Origin of the sequence: Corynebacterium sp. CCUG 61414 (assembly GCF_024453945.1) — a bacterium.
Classification (GTDB): domain Bacteria; phylum Actinomycetota; class Actinomycetes; order Mycobacteriales; family Mycobacteriaceae; genus Corynebacterium; species Corynebacterium pseudogenitalium.
The window spans coordinates 194358-209436 of record NZ_JAGPYU010000003.1; the positions used below are offsets into that span (position 1 = coordinate 194358).

The window sequence follows — 15079 nt, forward strand, 5'->3', positions numbered from 1 at the left end:
GCTCCTTTACAGTTCGTGGCGGCCGGGGTCGCAGTCGGAAATATCGACGGTGGTTTCGCGGTCCAGCCCGAGGTCGGCGCCGACGCGCGCGCCGAGCGCTGCCAGCAGGATGCCGTGGCGGAAATAACCGGTGGAGACCACCAGGTTCTCGCCGCGCAGCCCCAGGTAGGGCAGGTCGTCGGGCGTGCCTGGGCGATTGCCGACGAGCGCCTCAACCAGCTCGCAGTCCTCGATGGCGGGGACGACGCGGATGGCGTCGCGAAGCAGCGTATACACGCCATCGACGGCGGGCCGCACGCGCGCGTCTTCGCGGCTGGTTGCGCCCACGGCGATGGTGCCGTCGGTGCGCGGGATGATGTAGACGGGGCGGTCCTCGACGAAGGCGCGCACGACCCGGCCGACCGGCATGCGGCCGGTAAGACGCAGCATGTCGCCGCGCACCGGTCGCAGGTTCAGCGGCAGACCGAGCGCGCTGGCACCGAGACCGTTGCACGCGTAGATGGTGTCGCCGCGCAGGCTGCCGGTGCTGGTTTCGACGCCCACGCAGGTTTCGCCCTCCCAGCGCAGTGCTGTGGCCTGCTCGCGAACCAGCGTCACGCCGCGCGATGCAAGCTCGCGCAGCAGAGCGGCGGCGAACATGCGCGGGTTGACCTGGTGGTCGCCGGGGATCTCCACCACGCTGGCCAGCTGGGGGCTTAGGCCCGGCTCCTGCGCCCGCGCCTGGCGCAGCGTGAGGCGGTCGACGTCCATGCCGTGGGCGTGCTGGTGCTCGGTGAGCTCGCGCAGGTGGGTAGCGTCGGCGCGGTCGGCGGCGACCACGAAGGTCGACTCGGTGCGGTACCCAACCTCGATGCCCGGCAGGTCTGCGATCAGCGAAGGATAGAGCGCCGCCGACTCCAACATCAGCGGATAGAGCGGCTCCTGGCGGTACTGCACTTCCGCGGCCGGGGCGAGCATGCCGCCGGCCACGTTGGTCGCGCCGCTTGCCGGGGCCGGGTCCACCAGCGCGATCCTGCGGGGATCCACCCCGCGGCGTGTGAGCTCGAACGCGGTGGTCAGGCCGATGATGCCGGCGCCGACGATGACGTGCTCGAAACTACTCACGACGCTTCCTCGAAATCCTTGACGATACCCGCCGCCATCGCGCGCGGGTCCTCAGCGTGCATGAAACCGCGGACGATCGCCACGCCGGCCACGCCCGTGGCGGCAAGCGCGGCGGCATCCGTGGCGTGTACGTCGCCGATCGCCACGACCGGTACCTGCGAGGCCTCGACCAGCGCCGGGTAGCCGTCGAGGCCAAGCGGGGCGCGGCCGGAGTCCTTCGTCGGGGTCGGGCGGAAGGGGCCCGCGCCGACGTAATCGATCACGTCGGCGTACGCGTTCGCCGCCTCCACCAGTGCGAGCGTGCCGGTGGTCAGTCCGAGGATCGCGTCCGGCCCGAGCAGTTCGCGCGCGGCGCGCGGGTCCATGTCGTCCTGGCCGATGTGCGCGCCGTGGATGTGGTGGGTGCGCATGAGGCGGGCGGCGAGGGGAACGTTGTCGTCGATAAGCACGCGCGTGCGCGGGTTCGCCGCGGCGACCGCATCGGCGACCTCGCACGCGAGACGCTCGAGGTCGGCTTTGGCGATCGGCTTGCTGCGCACCTGGATCACGCCCGCCCCGCCGGCCGCGGCTTCGGCGGCGACGCGCGCGACATCGGCGGTAGGCTGGCCCGTGACGAAATAGCAGCGTAGGTCGAGCGACTTAGGCATCGCGCACCACCCACGCGCGGTCGGCCTGGTCGAAGAAATCGCGCTCGTAGCGCGAGGCGACCGCACACGCGCGCACCGCCGCGTCCAGGGCGTCGGGGTTCGCCTCAAGGGTGGCCTCGCAGCGGTCGATCGCGCCGCGCACCGCCTCGTAGAAACCGTTGCCCGAGTAGGTGGCCAGCCAGTCGTGGTAGGGATGCGAGGCGTGGTTGTGCTCCGCGAGGCGCGCGCCGACCTCGTAGTAGAGCCAGTAGCAGGGCAGCACCGCCGCCTGCCCGATCGCCGCCGACTCGCCGAGGGCGGAGGCGAGCAGGAAATCGGTGTAGGCGCGTGTGACCGGCGACGGCAGCGTCTCGCGGCCAAGATCGGCGAGCCAGGTGCGTTGCATCTCTTGCTCGTCGGTGATCGCGGCGTCCGCATCCTTTGCCCACGCGCCGCCAAGCGCGTGCAGCGAGCGCGCGTACTTGGTCAGGTAGTAGGCGTCCTGCTCGAGGTAGAACATGAAGTCGGCGTGGTCGAGGGTGCCGTCGGCAAGCGTGCGGATGAACGGCAGCTCCATAATCGCGGTGAGGTACGGCGCCGAGGCGTCCCACAGCGCCTGGGTGTACGGGCCAGCAGGCGTGGCGAGTGGCGCGGTTGGTGGGGCGTCGATGCGCAGGAAGCGCTCGGGGTTGCAGTCGGCGGCGCGCTGCATGCGGCGGCCGACGTGCCCGTGGTCGACGGGGCCGCGGCCGTGTCCAACGGCGAGCGCGTCGGCGTGCGCAATCGCCTCGTACAGCCAGCGCGACGCCCACTCGGTCGCCGCCGACGTATCGAAGCCGGCGCCCAGGCGCGTCGCCAGCGCCGAGGAAAAAGAGCAGCCCGTGCCGTGCGTGTTCTTCGTGTTCACGCGGCTTACCGACACGTGGTGCACGCGCTCGGCGGTCACCACGGCGTTGTCTGCGCGCGGGCCGGTGAGGTGCCCGCCCTTGACAATCACGGTTGTGTCCAGCTTTTTCGCCAGCCCCTGCGCCTGCGCGATCGCGGTGTCGAAGTCGGTGGCCGGGTCTTCGCCGGTGAGGACGGCGAGTTCGGGGAGGTTGGGCGTGATGATGTCGGCAAGCGAGGCGAGCTCGCGCAGCGCGACTTCCGCCTCGGGCGTCAGGAGCCTATCGCTTGACGACGCCACCATCACCGGATCCAACACCACCGCGGCCTCTCGTGCGTGTGTGGTGAGGAATTCGCGCACGACCTCGATGATTTCGGTGGTGCCGAGCATGCCGATCTTGATCGCGTCGACCGCCACATCATCGGTGACGGAGCGCAGCTGTGTGCGCAGAAAGTCGATCGGCGGGGTGAAAATCTCCTGCACACCGGTGGTGTTCTGGGCGACCAGCGAGGTCACTACGCTGTAGGAAAAGCCGCCGGCGGCCTGGATGGATTTGATATCGGCTTGGACGCCTGCGCCTCCGGTCGGGTCGGTGCCAGCAATCGTGAGGATGCGGGGCAGGGCAGGTGCATTCATGTGGGACATCCCTTCGCTAGGTTGAGCTAGAGCAGGTTCGACGGGTCTGATCTCAGCACCACTTCGGGGTGCACCCCGTGTCACATTGGTGACACTAGCACAGCGCGAATCCTGCCCTGCGCACGATCGCAGCGGCAAAAACCAGACCTATATTAGGCGTATGGATTGGGCTGCCGGTTCTCTTTTGAGCTGAAAGTGGAATGCTTCTCACAATCGCTTGTTTGTGCAGCGTGTGGGTGTTTATTGTGGGTGGCATGATACTCGTAGACGCATTAATCGCCGGCGAAGTACCAGTCCGACATGGCGGCTGAAGTTGAGCGTAAGGACGCCGCGCTGCGTGAGCGTCTGCTCGGCGAGGAGTGATTTAGTCTTCGCCTGCGCGCTACTGGCGCCACCGGCGAATCAGCCACCACAGTGCTGCGACGAAGGCGGCAAGAACGAGGCCCGGCCAGATTGATGGCTCGGGCTTTGTGATGTTGATGGCGGCCTGTACGAAGGCGAGCAGGGTGAAGAACCCTACGAACCCAATGATTGTTTGCCAGAGCAGATCCTGGCGCTGTGAGGGCCGTTGCACTCGTTAGAGGCGGGGGCCGAAGTTCAGGCCCATGTGCGGGGCAGCGAAGTATAGCCACCCGGCCATCAGGGCCCCGAGTACTGCCAAGAGCCCAACCACAACTCCGGCGACCTCAAGCGCGTTTGCTTCTTCCTTGGTCACACCACCGTTTGCGGTGGTGTTGGTGGTGACGTTGGTGGTCACTGTCGTGCCGTTGTTATCGGCGTTGGTGTGCACCGTTGCGGTGGTTTCGGCGTGTGCCGTGCCAGTCATGCCGCTCAGTACCAGGGAGGATGCGAGTGCGGTTGCCGTCGCGATTCGGAGTGTGGTGTGGTGCATAGCTGCTCTTTCTAGGGGCGGGAAGTAATAAAGTGAATACAGCTTAATCTAGACATAAGAAAAAGTTAAGTCAGCCCTTCACGCCGCCGGCTGTGAGGCCAGACACAATACGGCGCTGGAATACCAGCACCATGATGATCAGCGGAATCGTCACCAGCGAGCCCGCCGCCATAATCGCAGCGTACGGGTACTCGAAGGCGCTCGGCCCCGAGAATCGTGCAATTGCGACGGTGACAGGTTCAGTCGCCGTGGACGACAGCTGGCGCGCCAACATAAATTCATTCCAGGTGGTGATAAACGCCAGGATGGCCGTCGTGAAGATGGCCGGTGCTGCCAACGGCAGCAAGATGAGGCGAAATGCCTGGCCGCGGGAGGCGCCGTCGACACGCGCTGCTTCCTCGAGCTCCCAAGGAAGTTGCTGGAAGAACGACACCAGCGTGTAGATAGTCAGGGGGAGGGCGAATGAGATGTTCGGGATGATCATGGCACGGTATGTGCCGATCCACCCGAGGTCACCGAACAGCTGGAACAGGGGAGTGACAAGCGCAATGCCAGGGAACATCGAGGCCGCCAAAATGATGCCCGTGATGAATCCCTTGCCGCGGAAGTCCAGGCGAGCAAGCGCGTAGGCGGTGAACACGCCCACGGCGACCGCCAACGCCGTCGTCGCCAACGAGATAATCAGCGAGTTGAAAATCGCCCCGAGGAAGTCATTGCCGGCGTCCGTGGCCAGCGCGTCCCGGTAGTTCTCGAGGGTGACGTGCGTGGGCCACGGCGTGGTATCGAACGTGAACCGCTTGTCCCGCAGCGCCGTGATCACCATCCAATAAAACGGGGCGAGCCCCCAGAACATGATGAAGATGATGCCTGCGTAGTGGCCGAGTCGTTTCATCGCGCTGCCACCTCCTTCTTCGACTCCTTCTTCTCCTGCTTGCGCTTCGCGCGCCGGGCTTCACGCTGTTCGTTCGCGCCACCAACGTTCGCTCCGAGGAACCGCACCATGACGAACGCAACCGCGAAGATCAGCAGGAAGATGAGAGTCGACAGCGCCGAGGCCGAGTTGAAGTTGCCCTGACGCATATCCTCAACCACCAGCTGCGAAATTGTCGCGGTAGGGGAGTTCGAGGAGCCCGAAATCATGATGACCGGCAGGTCGTACATGCGCAGCGCGTCGAGCGTACGGAAGAGCACCGCCACCATGAGCGCTGGCCGCACCAACGGCAGGGTGATGCTGGTGAAAGTCTGCCATGCGGAGGCGCCGTCGACGCGCGCGGCCTCGTAGACATCCTTCGGAATCATCTGCAGGCCTGCGAGGATGAGCAGCGCCATAAACGGCGTGGTCTTCCACACGTCGGCGATGATCACCGCGAAGCGTGCCGCCCACGGGTCAGTTGTCCACGCCACGCTCGCGCCCAGCAGCGAGTTCACGATACCGCTCGGTGCGAACATGAACTGCCACAACTTCGCGGTCACCGCGGTTGGGATCGCCCAAGGGATGAGTACGGCCGCGCGGATCAGACCGCGGGCGCGCGACGGCCGGTTCATGATGATGGCCATCCCGATACCGAGCACTGTCTCCAAGGCGACGGTGACCACGGTGAAGAAGAGTGTCACCGACACTGCTGGCCAGAAGTCGGTCGCAAGCACGCCAGGAGGGCAGGCACCCACCACGCCCGACGGCGTCATACAGCGGTTCGACAGCCAGTACAAGTAATTATCGACGCCAGCAAAGCCACCATCGACGAACACTCCGGTAGAGGCGTCGAGGTGCCGGTTGGACTGGAATGAAAGCCATATTGCGCGGACGATCGGGTAGCCGATCACCACCGCCAACACCAGCAAGGCGGGCGCGACGAGCGCTGCTGCCTTCGTGGTATCGCGAGGCTTGGATGGAGATGTGCTCATCGCGGGCCTTTGCAAAGTAGACGGGAAGATGGAGATATACGAACTATAACGCCCGCCCGAACACAGTCCGGGCGGGCGTTCTGCTCATACGACGTATCGTATTAGGAAGCCTGCTTGATAGCAGCTGCCATGTCGGCGGTGGCGTCATCGACGCTCTTACCGGCGGTCAGTGCTGCGTAGGCGTTGTCCTGGATAGCCTTCGAGATCGCAGGGTAGAACGGGGAAACCGGGCGAGGCTGCGCGTTCTCCAGCGAAACCTTCAGTGCTGGCAGGTATGGGTGCTTTGCAACCAGCTCGGCGTCGTCGTAGATCGATGCGAGCACTGGTGGGAAGGATGCTTCAGCGAACGAGAGCTGGTTGTCTTCGTTGATGATGAACTCGATGAAGTCCTTCGCGGTCTGCTTGTGCTTGGAGTTGACGTTGATGCCGTTGTTGTAGCCACCGAGGGTGGAAACACCCACGCCGTCCTTGCCAACCAGCGGCTGGACCTCAAAGTTCACGCCAGCTTCCTGGGCGTTGGTGTACATGTACGGCCAGTTGATCGCCAGGGCGGTGTTGCCCTCGGTGAACGCGAGGTTGGTTTCCTCCTCGGTTGCTGCCGTAGAGCTCTTGGCGATGACGCCGTCGTTGTACGCGTCAACGAGTGCCTGCAGTCCGGCCTTTGCGGCGTCGGACTCGACGGTTGGCTCGCCGGCGTCGTCAAGGACGCTGCCGCCCCAGCCGTTGATGAAGCCGAGCGTGTTGACGGTCAGGCCCTCGTACTGCTTGAGCTGGGTGGTCAGGCAGTCTCCCTCGACCTCCTTGCAGGCGGCAATGACGTCATCGAAGGTGTCAGGCGCGCTTGGGACCTTGTCGACGTTTCGGAACAGCAGCTGGCCGTTCGTGTTCTGCGGCAGGGCGTAGAGCTTGCCGCCGTACGTTGCGGAGTCGACGGTGGACTGCAGCAAGCCGGAGGTGTCGATGGCGTAATCGCCCTCGAGTGGCTCGAGCCACTGGTTCGCTGCGAAGTCGGCCGTCCACACAACGTCGAGGGCCATCACGTCGTAGTCGGCGTTACCCGCCTGGAGGGACTGCACGAGCGTATCGCGCTGGTCGTCGGCCTCGCCGGCGAGCTCAGAGAGGGTGACCTGCTCATCTGGGTGGGCCTCGTTCCACTTCTCGATGATCGGCTTGAGCTTGTCCGTGTCATTGCGGCCCATGGCGAACGTGATCGGGCCGCGCTCTGCGCCGCCCTCGGAAGCGGAGGTGCCGGAGTCCTTGTTGGTGTCCGCTGCCTCGTTGTCAGAAGAGCAACCGGTCAGAGCTGCGCCAGCGAGCGCAATTGCACAGAGGGTTGCACCAGTCGTACGGAGTTTCATTCATCCGCCTTTCGTTGGGTCATGTGTGACTCGTGTGAATTCGGTGTCTTCAATCTAGTGAAAAACTGGACCCGGGCGCGCAGAAATCTGCCGAATTACCTACGAACGGGGGAGAAAACGGGGTTAAATGTCCGGTTGTATGTGGTTTACGTGTTCCGCCTGGGCGATGGCTGCGATCCTGTCTTTACCAGGTGTTTCCGTTCCGCCTGTCACCACGACGACCGAACCGCCCCCAGCCAGCGGGGCAAGCACGCGCTGTTCGAATTCTTCGGCGCTGTTCCAACCGGCAATCAATACCCGTTGGGGGGAGGCGGGCTGCTCAGCCCCCTGAGGAGCCGCTTGTGACCACTGCGCGATGTCTGCAGTCTGTCCAAAGTACTGGTCGCCGTAGCTGCGCACCGTGGGACTGAAGTCCACGGTTCCAAGTGGCAACGTGCCGCCTGATTCGACGACGCCGCGCCCGAAGGGGTCCCTTGATACAACGACGCACTCGTCCGCATCAGCCCAGGTGTCGACGCGCTCCGTCACGGTAAACACGAGCGGGACATCGTCGCCTGTGCTCGCGAAGACCGGGCGACGCCCAATGTTGTAGGCGCCAAGCGCGATCACCGCAGCCTGCCAGGACACTGGAAGGTCGATCACAATGGGGTCAGAGCCCTCGAGGTCGAATTCCTCGTCCAGCAAGTTGCCCACTTTGCTTAGCCAGTTGTCCAGAGTCAGCGCAGAAAATTCCATGCGGCTGCCCTGTGACTCGTCGTAGACGGTCAGGCGTGGTGTGGCGGGGTCTTCCTGCAATAAGCGTGCCAGCATACTCATGGCAGCCAAGCATAGGTGGCCAAGCTAGTTCACGCAGCGAGGCCCCTGGCCGCCAGCGTCGATCTCCGGGCCCAGACTCATTCCGCTGATATCGTCGCCAGGTGTGCCGACGGGCACATGCTGTTGGGCATCTTCCGGATCGACCTTCGCAGGCCCGTTGTAGTCTTCCGCGACAACCGCGATGATGCTGCCCGGTTCGAGAGCATTGTTCGCCGTGACTGGGACGCCGCCAAGCATCTCGGCGAGCTTGCGTGCGCGTGGGTCTTCGGGGTCGGCGGCGACCACCTGGGATTCCCAGTAGATTCCGTCCATTGCGTTGGATACATCGGAGACCGTAATGCCTGCGTCGGCCAACCACTCGCCGGTGGCGCGGGCTTGGCCTGGAACGGAGCCCGCGTTGAGGACGGAGACCTGCGCACCTGCAAAGTCTTCGGCCTGCTGGGGAGCTTGCTCAGGTTGGCTGTCCTCGGGGACCTGTTCCTTGGCTGCGGACTCCATGAAGCTGTGGACCTCGTTGATGTCCACGGTCACGATGGATTCGCCGAAGTCGCCGACACCGTTGACCGAGGTCACAGGGATGGTGGTGAAGGTGACGTTGCCGCCCGCCAGGCCGGACATCTGCTGGGCAAAACGCATCACGTCGAGGCTCTGGTCAAGAGTGACCGAGCGCTCCGCCGCGGTTGCCAAGTCGCGCAGTTTCGCTGGGCTTGTCAGCGTGCCTGCGGAGAGCACCTTCTGCACCAACGAGGCCATGTACGCCTGCTGGCGCACGATGCGGTCGAGGTCGCCGCGCGGCAGGTCGTGGCGCTGCCGCACGAAGGACAGCGCCTGAGCGCCGTCGAGCGTTTGCTGCCCGGCAGGGAAGTGTGCGCCGGAGAGTGGCTCGTCGACCGCGGCGTTGAGACAGACGTCCACCCCGCCAACCGCGTCCGTAAGAAGGACGAAGCCGAGCAGGCCTACCTGCGCGTAGTGGTCTACTTCCACGCCGGTGAGGTCATTGATGGCGTCGATAAGCCCGAGCTGGCCTGCGCGTGCAACCTCTTGCTCGAGTGCCGGGCCCTCTGGCTTGCCCGCGGCGATGAGCTCCTCGCGTTTGGCGGCGGCGTGCGCACCGTAGACACCATTGATCTTCATGTTTCCGTAGTCGTCGGTGTGTACGTACGTATCGCGCGGGATGGAGACTGCCGTGGCCCGCGAACCGTCGTCGGGCACACGGATAATCATGATGGTGTCCGTGTTGATCTCACCATCGGCGATACCTGCGTTGAGGTGCGCCAACTCAGACTCGCTCAAGGGGTTGCCTTGGGCGTCAGTGCGGGAGTCCGAGCCGACCAGCAGGATGTCCATCGCTCCGTCGAGCTGGTCCTTGTCGCTCTGCCCACGTCCCGCGTTGATCCGCAGCTCAGAGGCGCTGAGCTGATTGCTGACCCGGCCGACAGTGAAGTAGCCGACGGCCGACACTGTCAACGCAACGGCAGACAGCACCGCAAGGGTTGTCTTCACAACCGGGTGCCCCAACTGCGAGATGTCACGCATCTGCGATGGGGCGGGCTGGATGTCGCGCGCAGGCCTCAAGGAGTCAGTCACAGGGCGCAATTATACAGGGTGCGAAAACAACAAAAGACACGTGCGTGGGCGAGTTCAAGATGCTTCTCACACTTTTGGATGGGTAAGCTGATTCGCATTGTGTACATGAAGGCTGGCCGAGAGGACCGATAGGAGGGGCAGGCAGCTATGACAGCTCCACTCGCCGTGGTGGCGGTGACGTACTCGCCAGGCAAGCACTTGGCGCAGCTCATCGCTTCGCTTGACGACGCCACCGAGGGTCAAACACTGCTTATCTGTGCAGATAACGGCTCTACCGACGGTGCCCCGGAGGCTGCCGCGCGTGAACACGACAACGTCGAACTGCTGCGCACCCGCGGCAACATCGGGTACGGCGCTGCGATCAACGCCGCGGTCCGGGAGTTGCGGCCACGTCGCGAGCGGGGAGAGATCAACGGTGACTACTTCTTGATCTCCAACCCGGACGTGGTGTTCCAGCCGGGGAGCGTGGACACGCTGCGCGCCTGCATGGACGCGCTGCCGGAGGCGGGCGCCGTAGGGCCGCGCATTGAGGACTGCGAGGGCAACCTGTACCCGAGTGCGCGAGAGGTGCCGGGCATCATTACCGGCGTGGGGCACGCCTTGTTATATGAGGTGTGGCCGTCCAACCCATTTTCTGCCTCGTACAAGGCGGAGCAACACATGGATCACCAGCGCAGTGCGGGCTGGCTCTCCGGGGCGTGCCTGCTCGTGCGGTGGGACGCCTTCGACGTCATTGGCGGGTTCGACGAGCGCTACTTCATGTACCTCGAGGACGTTGACTTCGGAGACCGCTTGCGCCGCGCCGGATGGGAGAACGTGTACTGCCCTTCCTCGGTCATCGTGCATGACCAGGGCCATGTTGCTAGCAAGTTCCAGCGAGTCACGGTGCCGGCGCACCACACTTCCGCATATCGTTTCCAGTCTGACCGTCACCCGCACTGGTGGCAGGCCCCGCTGCGCGCGCTGCTGTGGGTCGGTTTGAAAGTGCGGGCGGCACTGTTTGTTTCGCGCAGTAAATAAGAAGAACGCTTTGAAAGGATTCCACGTGAATGCATCCCGCACCGTGACCCCGGAGAATACCGACGCGGTCATTTTGGTTGGTGGTCGCGGCACGCGCCTGCGTCCGTTGACGGTGAGTACCCCGAAGCCGATGTTGCCGACCGCAGGGCACCCGTTCCTCTCGCACCTGCTTGCGCGGATCCGCCAGGCGGGGATGCGCCACGTGGTGCTGGGGACGTCGTACCGCGCTGAGGTGTTCGAGGAGTACTTCGGCGACGGGTCCGACTTCGGTCTTGAGATTGAGTACGTTGTCGAAGAGGAGGCGCTGGGTACCGGGGGCGCGATCCGAAACGTTGCCGACAAGCTGCGCTTCGACAACGCGATGGTGTTCAACGGGGACGTGCTGTCCGGTGCTGACCTGAGCAAGATTTTGAACTACCACGCTGAGAAGGACGCCGACGCGACCTTGCACCTGGTCCGCGTACCCGATCCTCGCGCGTTCGGCTCCGTCCCAACCGACGAGGACGGCAATGTGCTTGCGTTCTTGGAGAAGACGGAAGATCCGCCGACAGATCAGATTAACGCTGGGTGCTACGTGTTCCGCCGCGAAGTCATCGAGCAGATCCCGGCTGGTCGCGTGGTCTCTGTCGAGCGCGAGACGTTCCCTGGTTTGCTTGAGTCGGGCGCGAAGATGGTCGGCTACGTGGATACCTCGTACTGGAGGGACATGGGTAGGCCGTCGGATTTCGTGCAGGGCTCCTCGGACGTGGTGCGCGGTATTGCGTACTCGCCGCTGCTGGAGGGCCAGACCGGTGAGGCGCTTATCGACGAATCCGCTGGCGTCGCGGGTGGTGTCATCTTGATGGGCGGCACCGCGGTTGGACGCGGCACGGAGATCGGCGCCGGGTGCCGCGTGGATGACAGCGTCATCTTCGATGGGGTCACTATTGAGCCCGGTGCCGTGATCCGCGATTCCATCATCGCCTCGGGCGCCACGATTGGCGCGAACTCGCGCATCGACGGCTGCGTGATCGGAGAGGGCGCACAGATTGGGGCGCGCTGCGAGCTGCAGGGCGGCATGCGAGTGTGGCCTGGTGTGACGATTCCGGATTCGGGAGTGCGCTTTTCCCCAGATGCGTAAGCGACACGCCGTATGGCTGGAATTTCTGGCTGGTTAGTAAGGGGCAGCCAATTCGCCTACCACATGTAGTACCCCCGTGCTGCACCCCCGTTTCTAGCCCCCTGTGACTGTTGTGACTCGTGTGACTGATGGCGTGCAATTCTTGCGGAAAAGGTCAAGGTTTCACCCCGATAGCTTGCACCTATTTAGTGGTTCGGTGTGTAATCGCATGAGTGCAAGGGTCAGTCGTCGCACCCCTCAAGCGGGTAGACGACGCAGCTGGCCGAAACGAAGAACGACGGAGAAAGGGGACGGCGTGGAAGACATGGCGAATGGTGCTGACATCCGTGGCGTAGCCGCGGTCGGCATGAGCTTCGATGAGCTGTTCGGTGCCGTCGAGCAGGAATGGCAAGATCAAGCGCTGTGTGCTCAAACCGATCCCGAGGCGTTCTTTCCGGAAAAGGGTGGCTCGACTCGCGAGGCAAAGCGAATCTGCAAAGCGTGCGCCGTGCGCGATGAGTGTCTCGAGTTTGCGCTCGAGCATGACGAGCGCTTTGGCATCTGGGGTGGCCTCTCGGACCGTGAGCGCCGCCGCTTGAAGAAGCAGATCGGCTAAACGCCTGCACTACCAGGGAAAGTCTGAATCGATATCCCGCGGGTCCAGGTTGATATACGAAGCAACAAGGGCGGTCAGTACCCAATGAATGAGGGCTGACCGCTCTTCTGCTGTTTCGGTGCGCTGCTCAATCGGGCGGCGAAACAGCACAAAGCGCGCCCGGGTGGGCACCCCGTAACGGTCCACGCCCGCCTGCAAGATTCGGCCGAGTGGGACGGGGCCGTCGGCAACAATCTCATCGCTGAAGCGCGCGACGTCGGGGCTTAGGCGCATCCGGGGGATCGTATCGACGGCTAAGTCCACCGTTGCCAGCTGCTCAAAGTACGCGTTGTGCAGCGGTGCGTACGTGTCCAGTACTAGCTGATCGAACTGCGCGGAGCGGGTTCGATAACGCGGAACGCCAACGGGCAGCAGCGGGCCGCGGGCCCCACGACCGTGGCGGTCCCGCGCGGTCCGAAGGTGGTGAGTTGGCGCGTTCATGCACCCAGATTCTAGAGATGTTGCCGCTGCACCGGGCATGGCGCGCCGGGGCCGTACTACCAAAATCTCAAGTTGGGGTTTAGGCTTAGACGGCGTGAGTACTTTCCGTCGGTGTTGTCGTCCTGGTTGTGGCAGGCCTGCTGTGGCCACGCTGATTTATGCCTACTCGGAATCGACAGCAGTAATCAGCCCGCTCTCGCCGAACCCCGAACCCCATGCGTGGGACCTTTGTGAGCGCCACTCGGCGCACATCACGGCTCCCGTTGGCTGGGAGCTCGTGCGAGTAGAGGCCGTCGATATCTTTGACGACGAAGCCCACGCCCTCGAGGACGAGGAGCTCACGGCGCTGGCGCAGGCCGTCCGGGAGGCGGGCCGGGTGACCACCGGGCTGGTGGACAACGGCGGAGATCCAATCGAGTACGAGGCCACCAAGGACTTTAACGACCCGTCGACTTCGAACCACCCGGTGCACCGCACGAAGCGGATCGAGGAGCACCTCGCCGCGGAGAAAGATGCGCGGCGTTCCCACCTCCACGTGGTCCCTGACCCAGCCGAAGCCACTGAAGACGCCGAAGATACCGGCGAGGAGCACAGCAACTAAGATTGCCTGTATGGCTATTGAGCACACCTATGAGTCCTTGAAGGGCCTTATTAAGGCGTATGACATTCGCGGCGTTGTTGGCTCCACCATTGATGCAGACACAGTCCGCACAGTAGGCGCAGCATTCGCCCACATTCTTTACAGCGAGGGCGAGCGAACTATCGCCGTCGGACACGACATGCGGCCATCCTCGCCGGAGCTTTCCGCTGCGTTCGCAGAGGGTGCGACCTCGCAGGGGCTGCACGTTCTTGACCTCGGACTGACCTCGACCGACGAGCTCTACTACGCAGCAGGCACCTTCGAGTGTGCCGGCGCGATGTTTACCGCCTCCCATAACCCTGCCCAGTACAACGGGATCAAGCTGTGCCGTGCGGGCGCTACGCCGGTCAGTACTGATACGGGCCTGTCCGAGATCAGCCGCATGCTCATCGAGGGGGTTCCGGCGTTTGAGGGCGAAGCTGGGAGCGTCGAGAAGCGGGATGTGCTCGACTCCTATGCGCGTTTCCTCCGGCAGCTTGTGCCGCTGCCGCAGGGCAAGGCGTTAAAGGTCGCAGTCGATGCTGCGAACGGCATGGCCGGACTGACTGTCCCGGCGGTGCTCGGAGACCTGGATATTCGGCCGCTCTACTTCGAGCTCGATGGCACGTTCCCGAACCACGAGGCTAACCCGCTCGACCCGAAGAACCTTGTGGATCTACAGCGATTCGTTGTCGAAGAGAAGGCGGACATTGGCCTGGCATTCGACGGTGACGCGGACCGCTGCTTCGTCGTGGACGAGCGCGGGGAGGCGGTATCTCCATCGGCGATTACGGCGCTGGTGGCTACTCGTACGCTCGCGACGCACCCGGGCGCGACCATTATCCACAACCTGATCACCTCGCGTGCAGTGCCGGAAATTATCCGTGAGCAGGGCGGAAACCCCGTGCGCACCCGAGTGGGGCACTCGTACATCAAGGCTGAGATGGCGCGGACAGGTGCCATGTTCGGTGGGGAGCACTCCGCGCACTACTACTTCACGGAATTCTTCAACGCGGACTCTGGCCTGGTCGCGGCGCTGCATGTGCTCGCGGCATTGGCGGAGCAGGACAAGCCGTTGAGTGAGATGATGGCCCAGTACGAACGCTACGAGGCGTCCGGGGAAATCAACTCCACCGTCGATGACCAAGAGGCTGCCACCGAGCGTGTTCTTGAGGCACTTGGTGACCGCGTCGCGGACATCGACCGTCTTGACGGGGTTACGGTCACACTTCGCGACGAAGACAGTGCCCCCGGGCCGGTCTGGCTGAACCTGCGTGCGTCGAACACGGAGCCACTGCTGCGACTCAACGTCGAGGCCCCAACGAAGCCAAAGGTCGACGAGATTGTGCGGGAAGTTTTGGCTGTGATTCGCCAATAGTGCAGGTGGTCTTCGTCGCTGTTCCGTGAAACGGCGCCTCGCTGGTATCCTGGAACG

16 protein-coding genes and 1 riboswitch are annotated in these 15079 nt (G+C 63.8%); of the genes, 5 read left to right on the plus strand and 11 right to left on the minus strand.

The window, feature by feature from the left end:
- Positions 1-6: 6 nt before the first annotated feature.
- The 10 genes from thiO to KBX14_RS04630 all read right to left on the minus strand — a co-directional run bounded on the left by thiO (position 7) and on the right by KBX14_RS04630 (position 9810).
- Complete coding sequence (thiO, locus tag KBX14_RS04585; RefSeq protein ID WP_070362965.1) at positions 7-1104, minus strand: glycine oxidase ThiO; 1098 nt, start codon at positions 1102-1104, stop codon at positions 7-9.
- Positions 1101-1751: a thiamine phosphate synthase gene (locus KBX14_RS04590; protein WP_070362964.1), complete on the minus strand. Its 651-nt coding sequence runs from the start codon at positions 1749-1751 to the stop codon at positions 1101-1103. Before KBX14_RS04590 ends, thiO begins: the two co-directional genes overlap by 4 nt.
- On the minus strand, positions 1744-3252 hold the full coding sequence (locus tag KBX14_RS04595) for a bifunctional hydroxymethylpyrimidine kinase/phosphomethylpyrimidine kinase (protein WP_256041925.1): 1509 nt from the start codon (positions 3250-3252) through the stop codon (positions 1744-1746). The genes KBX14_RS04590 and KBX14_RS04595 overlap by 8 nt, the downstream gene beginning before the upstream one ends.
- A riboswitch (TPP riboswitch) is annotated at positions 3244-3340 on the minus strand. Its footprint overlaps the gene before it by 9 nt.
- A gap of 294 nt (positions 3341-3634) precedes the next feature.
- The gene (locus tag KBX14_RS04600; protein WP_256041926.1) at positions 3635-3826 is read right to left on the minus strand and encodes a PEP-CTERM sorting domain-containing protein; all 192 of its coding nucleotides are present in this window, start codon (positions 3824-3826) and stop codon (positions 3635-3637) included.
- A gap of 3 nt (positions 3827-3829) precedes the next feature.
- A complete protein-coding gene (locus KBX14_RS04605) occupies positions 3830-4144 on the minus strand; it encodes a hypothetical protein (protein ID WP_070362961.1) in 315 nt (104 codons plus the stop codon).
- A gap of 70 nt (positions 4145-4214) precedes the next feature.
- A complete protein-coding gene (locus KBX14_RS04610; protein WP_070477701.1) occupies positions 4215-5036 on the minus strand; it encodes a carbohydrate ABC transporter permease in 822 nt (273 codons plus the stop codon).
- Positions 5033-6049 carry a carbohydrate ABC transporter permease gene (locus tag KBX14_RS04615; protein WP_256041927.1) on the minus strand — a complete coding sequence of 339 codons (1017 nt, stop codon included), beginning with the start codon at positions 6047-6049 and terminating at the stop codon, positions 5033-5035. Before KBX14_RS04615 ends, KBX14_RS04610 begins: the two co-directional genes overlap by 4 nt.
- A gap of 101 nt (positions 6050-6150) precedes the next feature.
- Positions 6151-7407 carry an ABC transporter substrate-binding protein gene (locus KBX14_RS04620; protein ID WP_070477704.1) on the minus strand — a complete coding sequence of 419 codons (1257 nt, stop codon included), beginning with the start codon at positions 7405-7407 and terminating at the stop codon, positions 6151-6153.
- Positions 7408-7530: 123 nt separating this feature from the next.
- Positions 7531-8223 (minus strand): TIGR03089 family protein, encoded by a 693-nt coding sequence (locus tag KBX14_RS04625; RefSeq protein ID WP_256041928.1) that lies wholly within the window; start codon positions 8221-8223, stop codon positions 7531-7533.
- A 24-nt stretch (positions 8224-8247) separates the two neighbouring features.
- Positions 8248-9810 (minus strand): LCP family protein, encoded by a 1563-nt coding sequence (locus tag KBX14_RS04630; protein ID WP_256020719.1) that lies wholly within the window; start codon positions 9808-9810, stop codon positions 8248-8250.
- A 147-nt stretch (positions 9811-9957) separates the two neighbouring features.
- Between KBX14_RS04630 and KBX14_RS04635 the strand changes: the two genes are divergently transcribed.
- The 3 genes from KBX14_RS04635 to KBX14_RS04645 all read left to right on the plus strand — a co-directional run bounded on the left by KBX14_RS04635 (position 9958) and on the right by KBX14_RS04645 (position 12545).
- Positions 9958-10830: a glycosyltransferase family 2 protein gene (locus KBX14_RS04635; RefSeq protein WP_256020720.1), complete on the plus strand. Its 873-nt coding sequence runs from the start codon at positions 9958-9960 to the stop codon at positions 10828-10830.
- Between the two features lie 25 nt (positions 10831-10855).
- Complete coding sequence (locus KBX14_RS04640; RefSeq protein ID WP_252930919.1) at positions 10856-11950, plus strand: sugar phosphate nucleotidyltransferase; 1095 nt, start codon at positions 10856-10858, stop codon at positions 11948-11950.
- A gap of 304 nt (positions 11951-12254) precedes the next feature.
- Entirely contained in the window at positions 12255-12545 is a 291-nt protein-coding gene (locus KBX14_RS04645; protein ID WP_305083192.1) for a WhiB family transcriptional regulator, read from the plus strand.
- Between the two features lie 9 nt (positions 12546-12554).
- On the opposite strand, the gene KBX14_RS04650 is transcribed toward KBX14_RS04645, so the two are convergent.
- Positions 12555-13025, minus strand: coding sequence for a metallopeptidase family protein (locus tag KBX14_RS04650; protein WP_070362954.1), 471 nt, complete (start codon positions 13023-13025; stop codon positions 12555-12557).
- Positions 13026-13119: 94 nt separating this feature from the next.
- Here KBX14_RS04650 and KBX14_RS04655 point away from each other — a divergent pair, with 94 nt between their 5' ends.
- Both KBX14_RS04655 and KBX14_RS04660 read left to right on the plus strand, forming a co-directional pair.
- Complete coding sequence (locus KBX14_RS04655; protein WP_240492737.1) at positions 13120-13626, plus strand: DUF3499 domain-containing protein; 507 nt, start codon at positions 13120-13122, stop codon at positions 13624-13626.
- Between the two features lie 10 nt (positions 13627-13636).
- Complete coding sequence (locus tag KBX14_RS04660) at positions 13637-15022, plus strand: phosphomannomutase/phosphoglucomutase (RefSeq protein ID WP_070975918.1); 1386 nt, start codon at positions 13637-13639, stop codon at positions 15020-15022.
- Positions 15023-15079 lie beyond the last annotated feature (57 nt).

What these genes read in the sequence shown, in the direction of transcription:
- KBX14_RS04610 (WP_070477701.1), bottom strand. Translation starts at nt 5,036, where the DNA reads ATGAAACGACTCGGCCACTACGCAGGCATCATCTTCATCATGTTCTGG.
- KBX14_RS04660 (WP_070975918.1), top strand. Translation starts at nt 13,637, where the DNA reads ATGGCTATTGAGCACACCTATGAGTCCTTGAAGGGCCTTATTAAGGCG.
- KBX14_RS04625 (WP_256041928.1), bottom strand. Translation starts at nt 8,223, where the DNA reads ATGAGTATGCTGGCACGCTTATTGCAGGAAGACCCCGCCACACCACGC.
- KBX14_RS04645 (WP_305083192.1), top strand. Translation starts at nt 12,255, where the DNA reads ATGGCGAATGGTGCTGACATCCGTGGCGTAGCCGCGGTCGGCATGAGC.
- KBX14_RS04620 (WP_070477704.1), bottom strand. Translation starts at nt 7,407, where the DNA reads ATGAAACTCCGTACGACTGGTGCAACCCTCTGTGCAATTGCGCTCGCT.
- KBX14_RS04605 (WP_070362961.1), bottom strand. Translation starts at nt 4,144, where the DNA reads ATGCACCACACCACACTCCGAATCGCGACGGCAACCGCACTCGCATCC.
- KBX14_RS04635 (WP_256020720.1), top strand. Translation starts at nt 9,958, where the DNA reads ATGACAGCTCCACTCGCCGTGGTGGCGGTGACGTACTCGCCAGGCAAG.
- KBX14_RS04590 (WP_070362964.1), bottom strand. Translation starts at nt 1,751, where the DNA reads ATGCCTAAGTCGCTCGACCTACGCTGCTATTTCGTCACGGGCCAGCCT.
- KBX14_RS04615 (WP_256041927.1), bottom strand. Translation starts at nt 6,049, where the DNA reads ATGAGCACATCTCCATCCAAGCCTCGCGATACCACGAAGGCAGCAGCG.
- KBX14_RS04650 (WP_070362954.1), bottom strand. Translation starts at nt 13,025, where the DNA reads ATGAACGCGCCAACTCACCACCTTCGGACCGCGCGGGACCGCCACGGT.
- KBX14_RS04595 (WP_256041925.1), bottom strand. Translation starts at nt 3,252, where the DNA reads ATGAATGCACCTGCCCTGCCCCGCATCCTCACGATTGCTGGCACCGAC.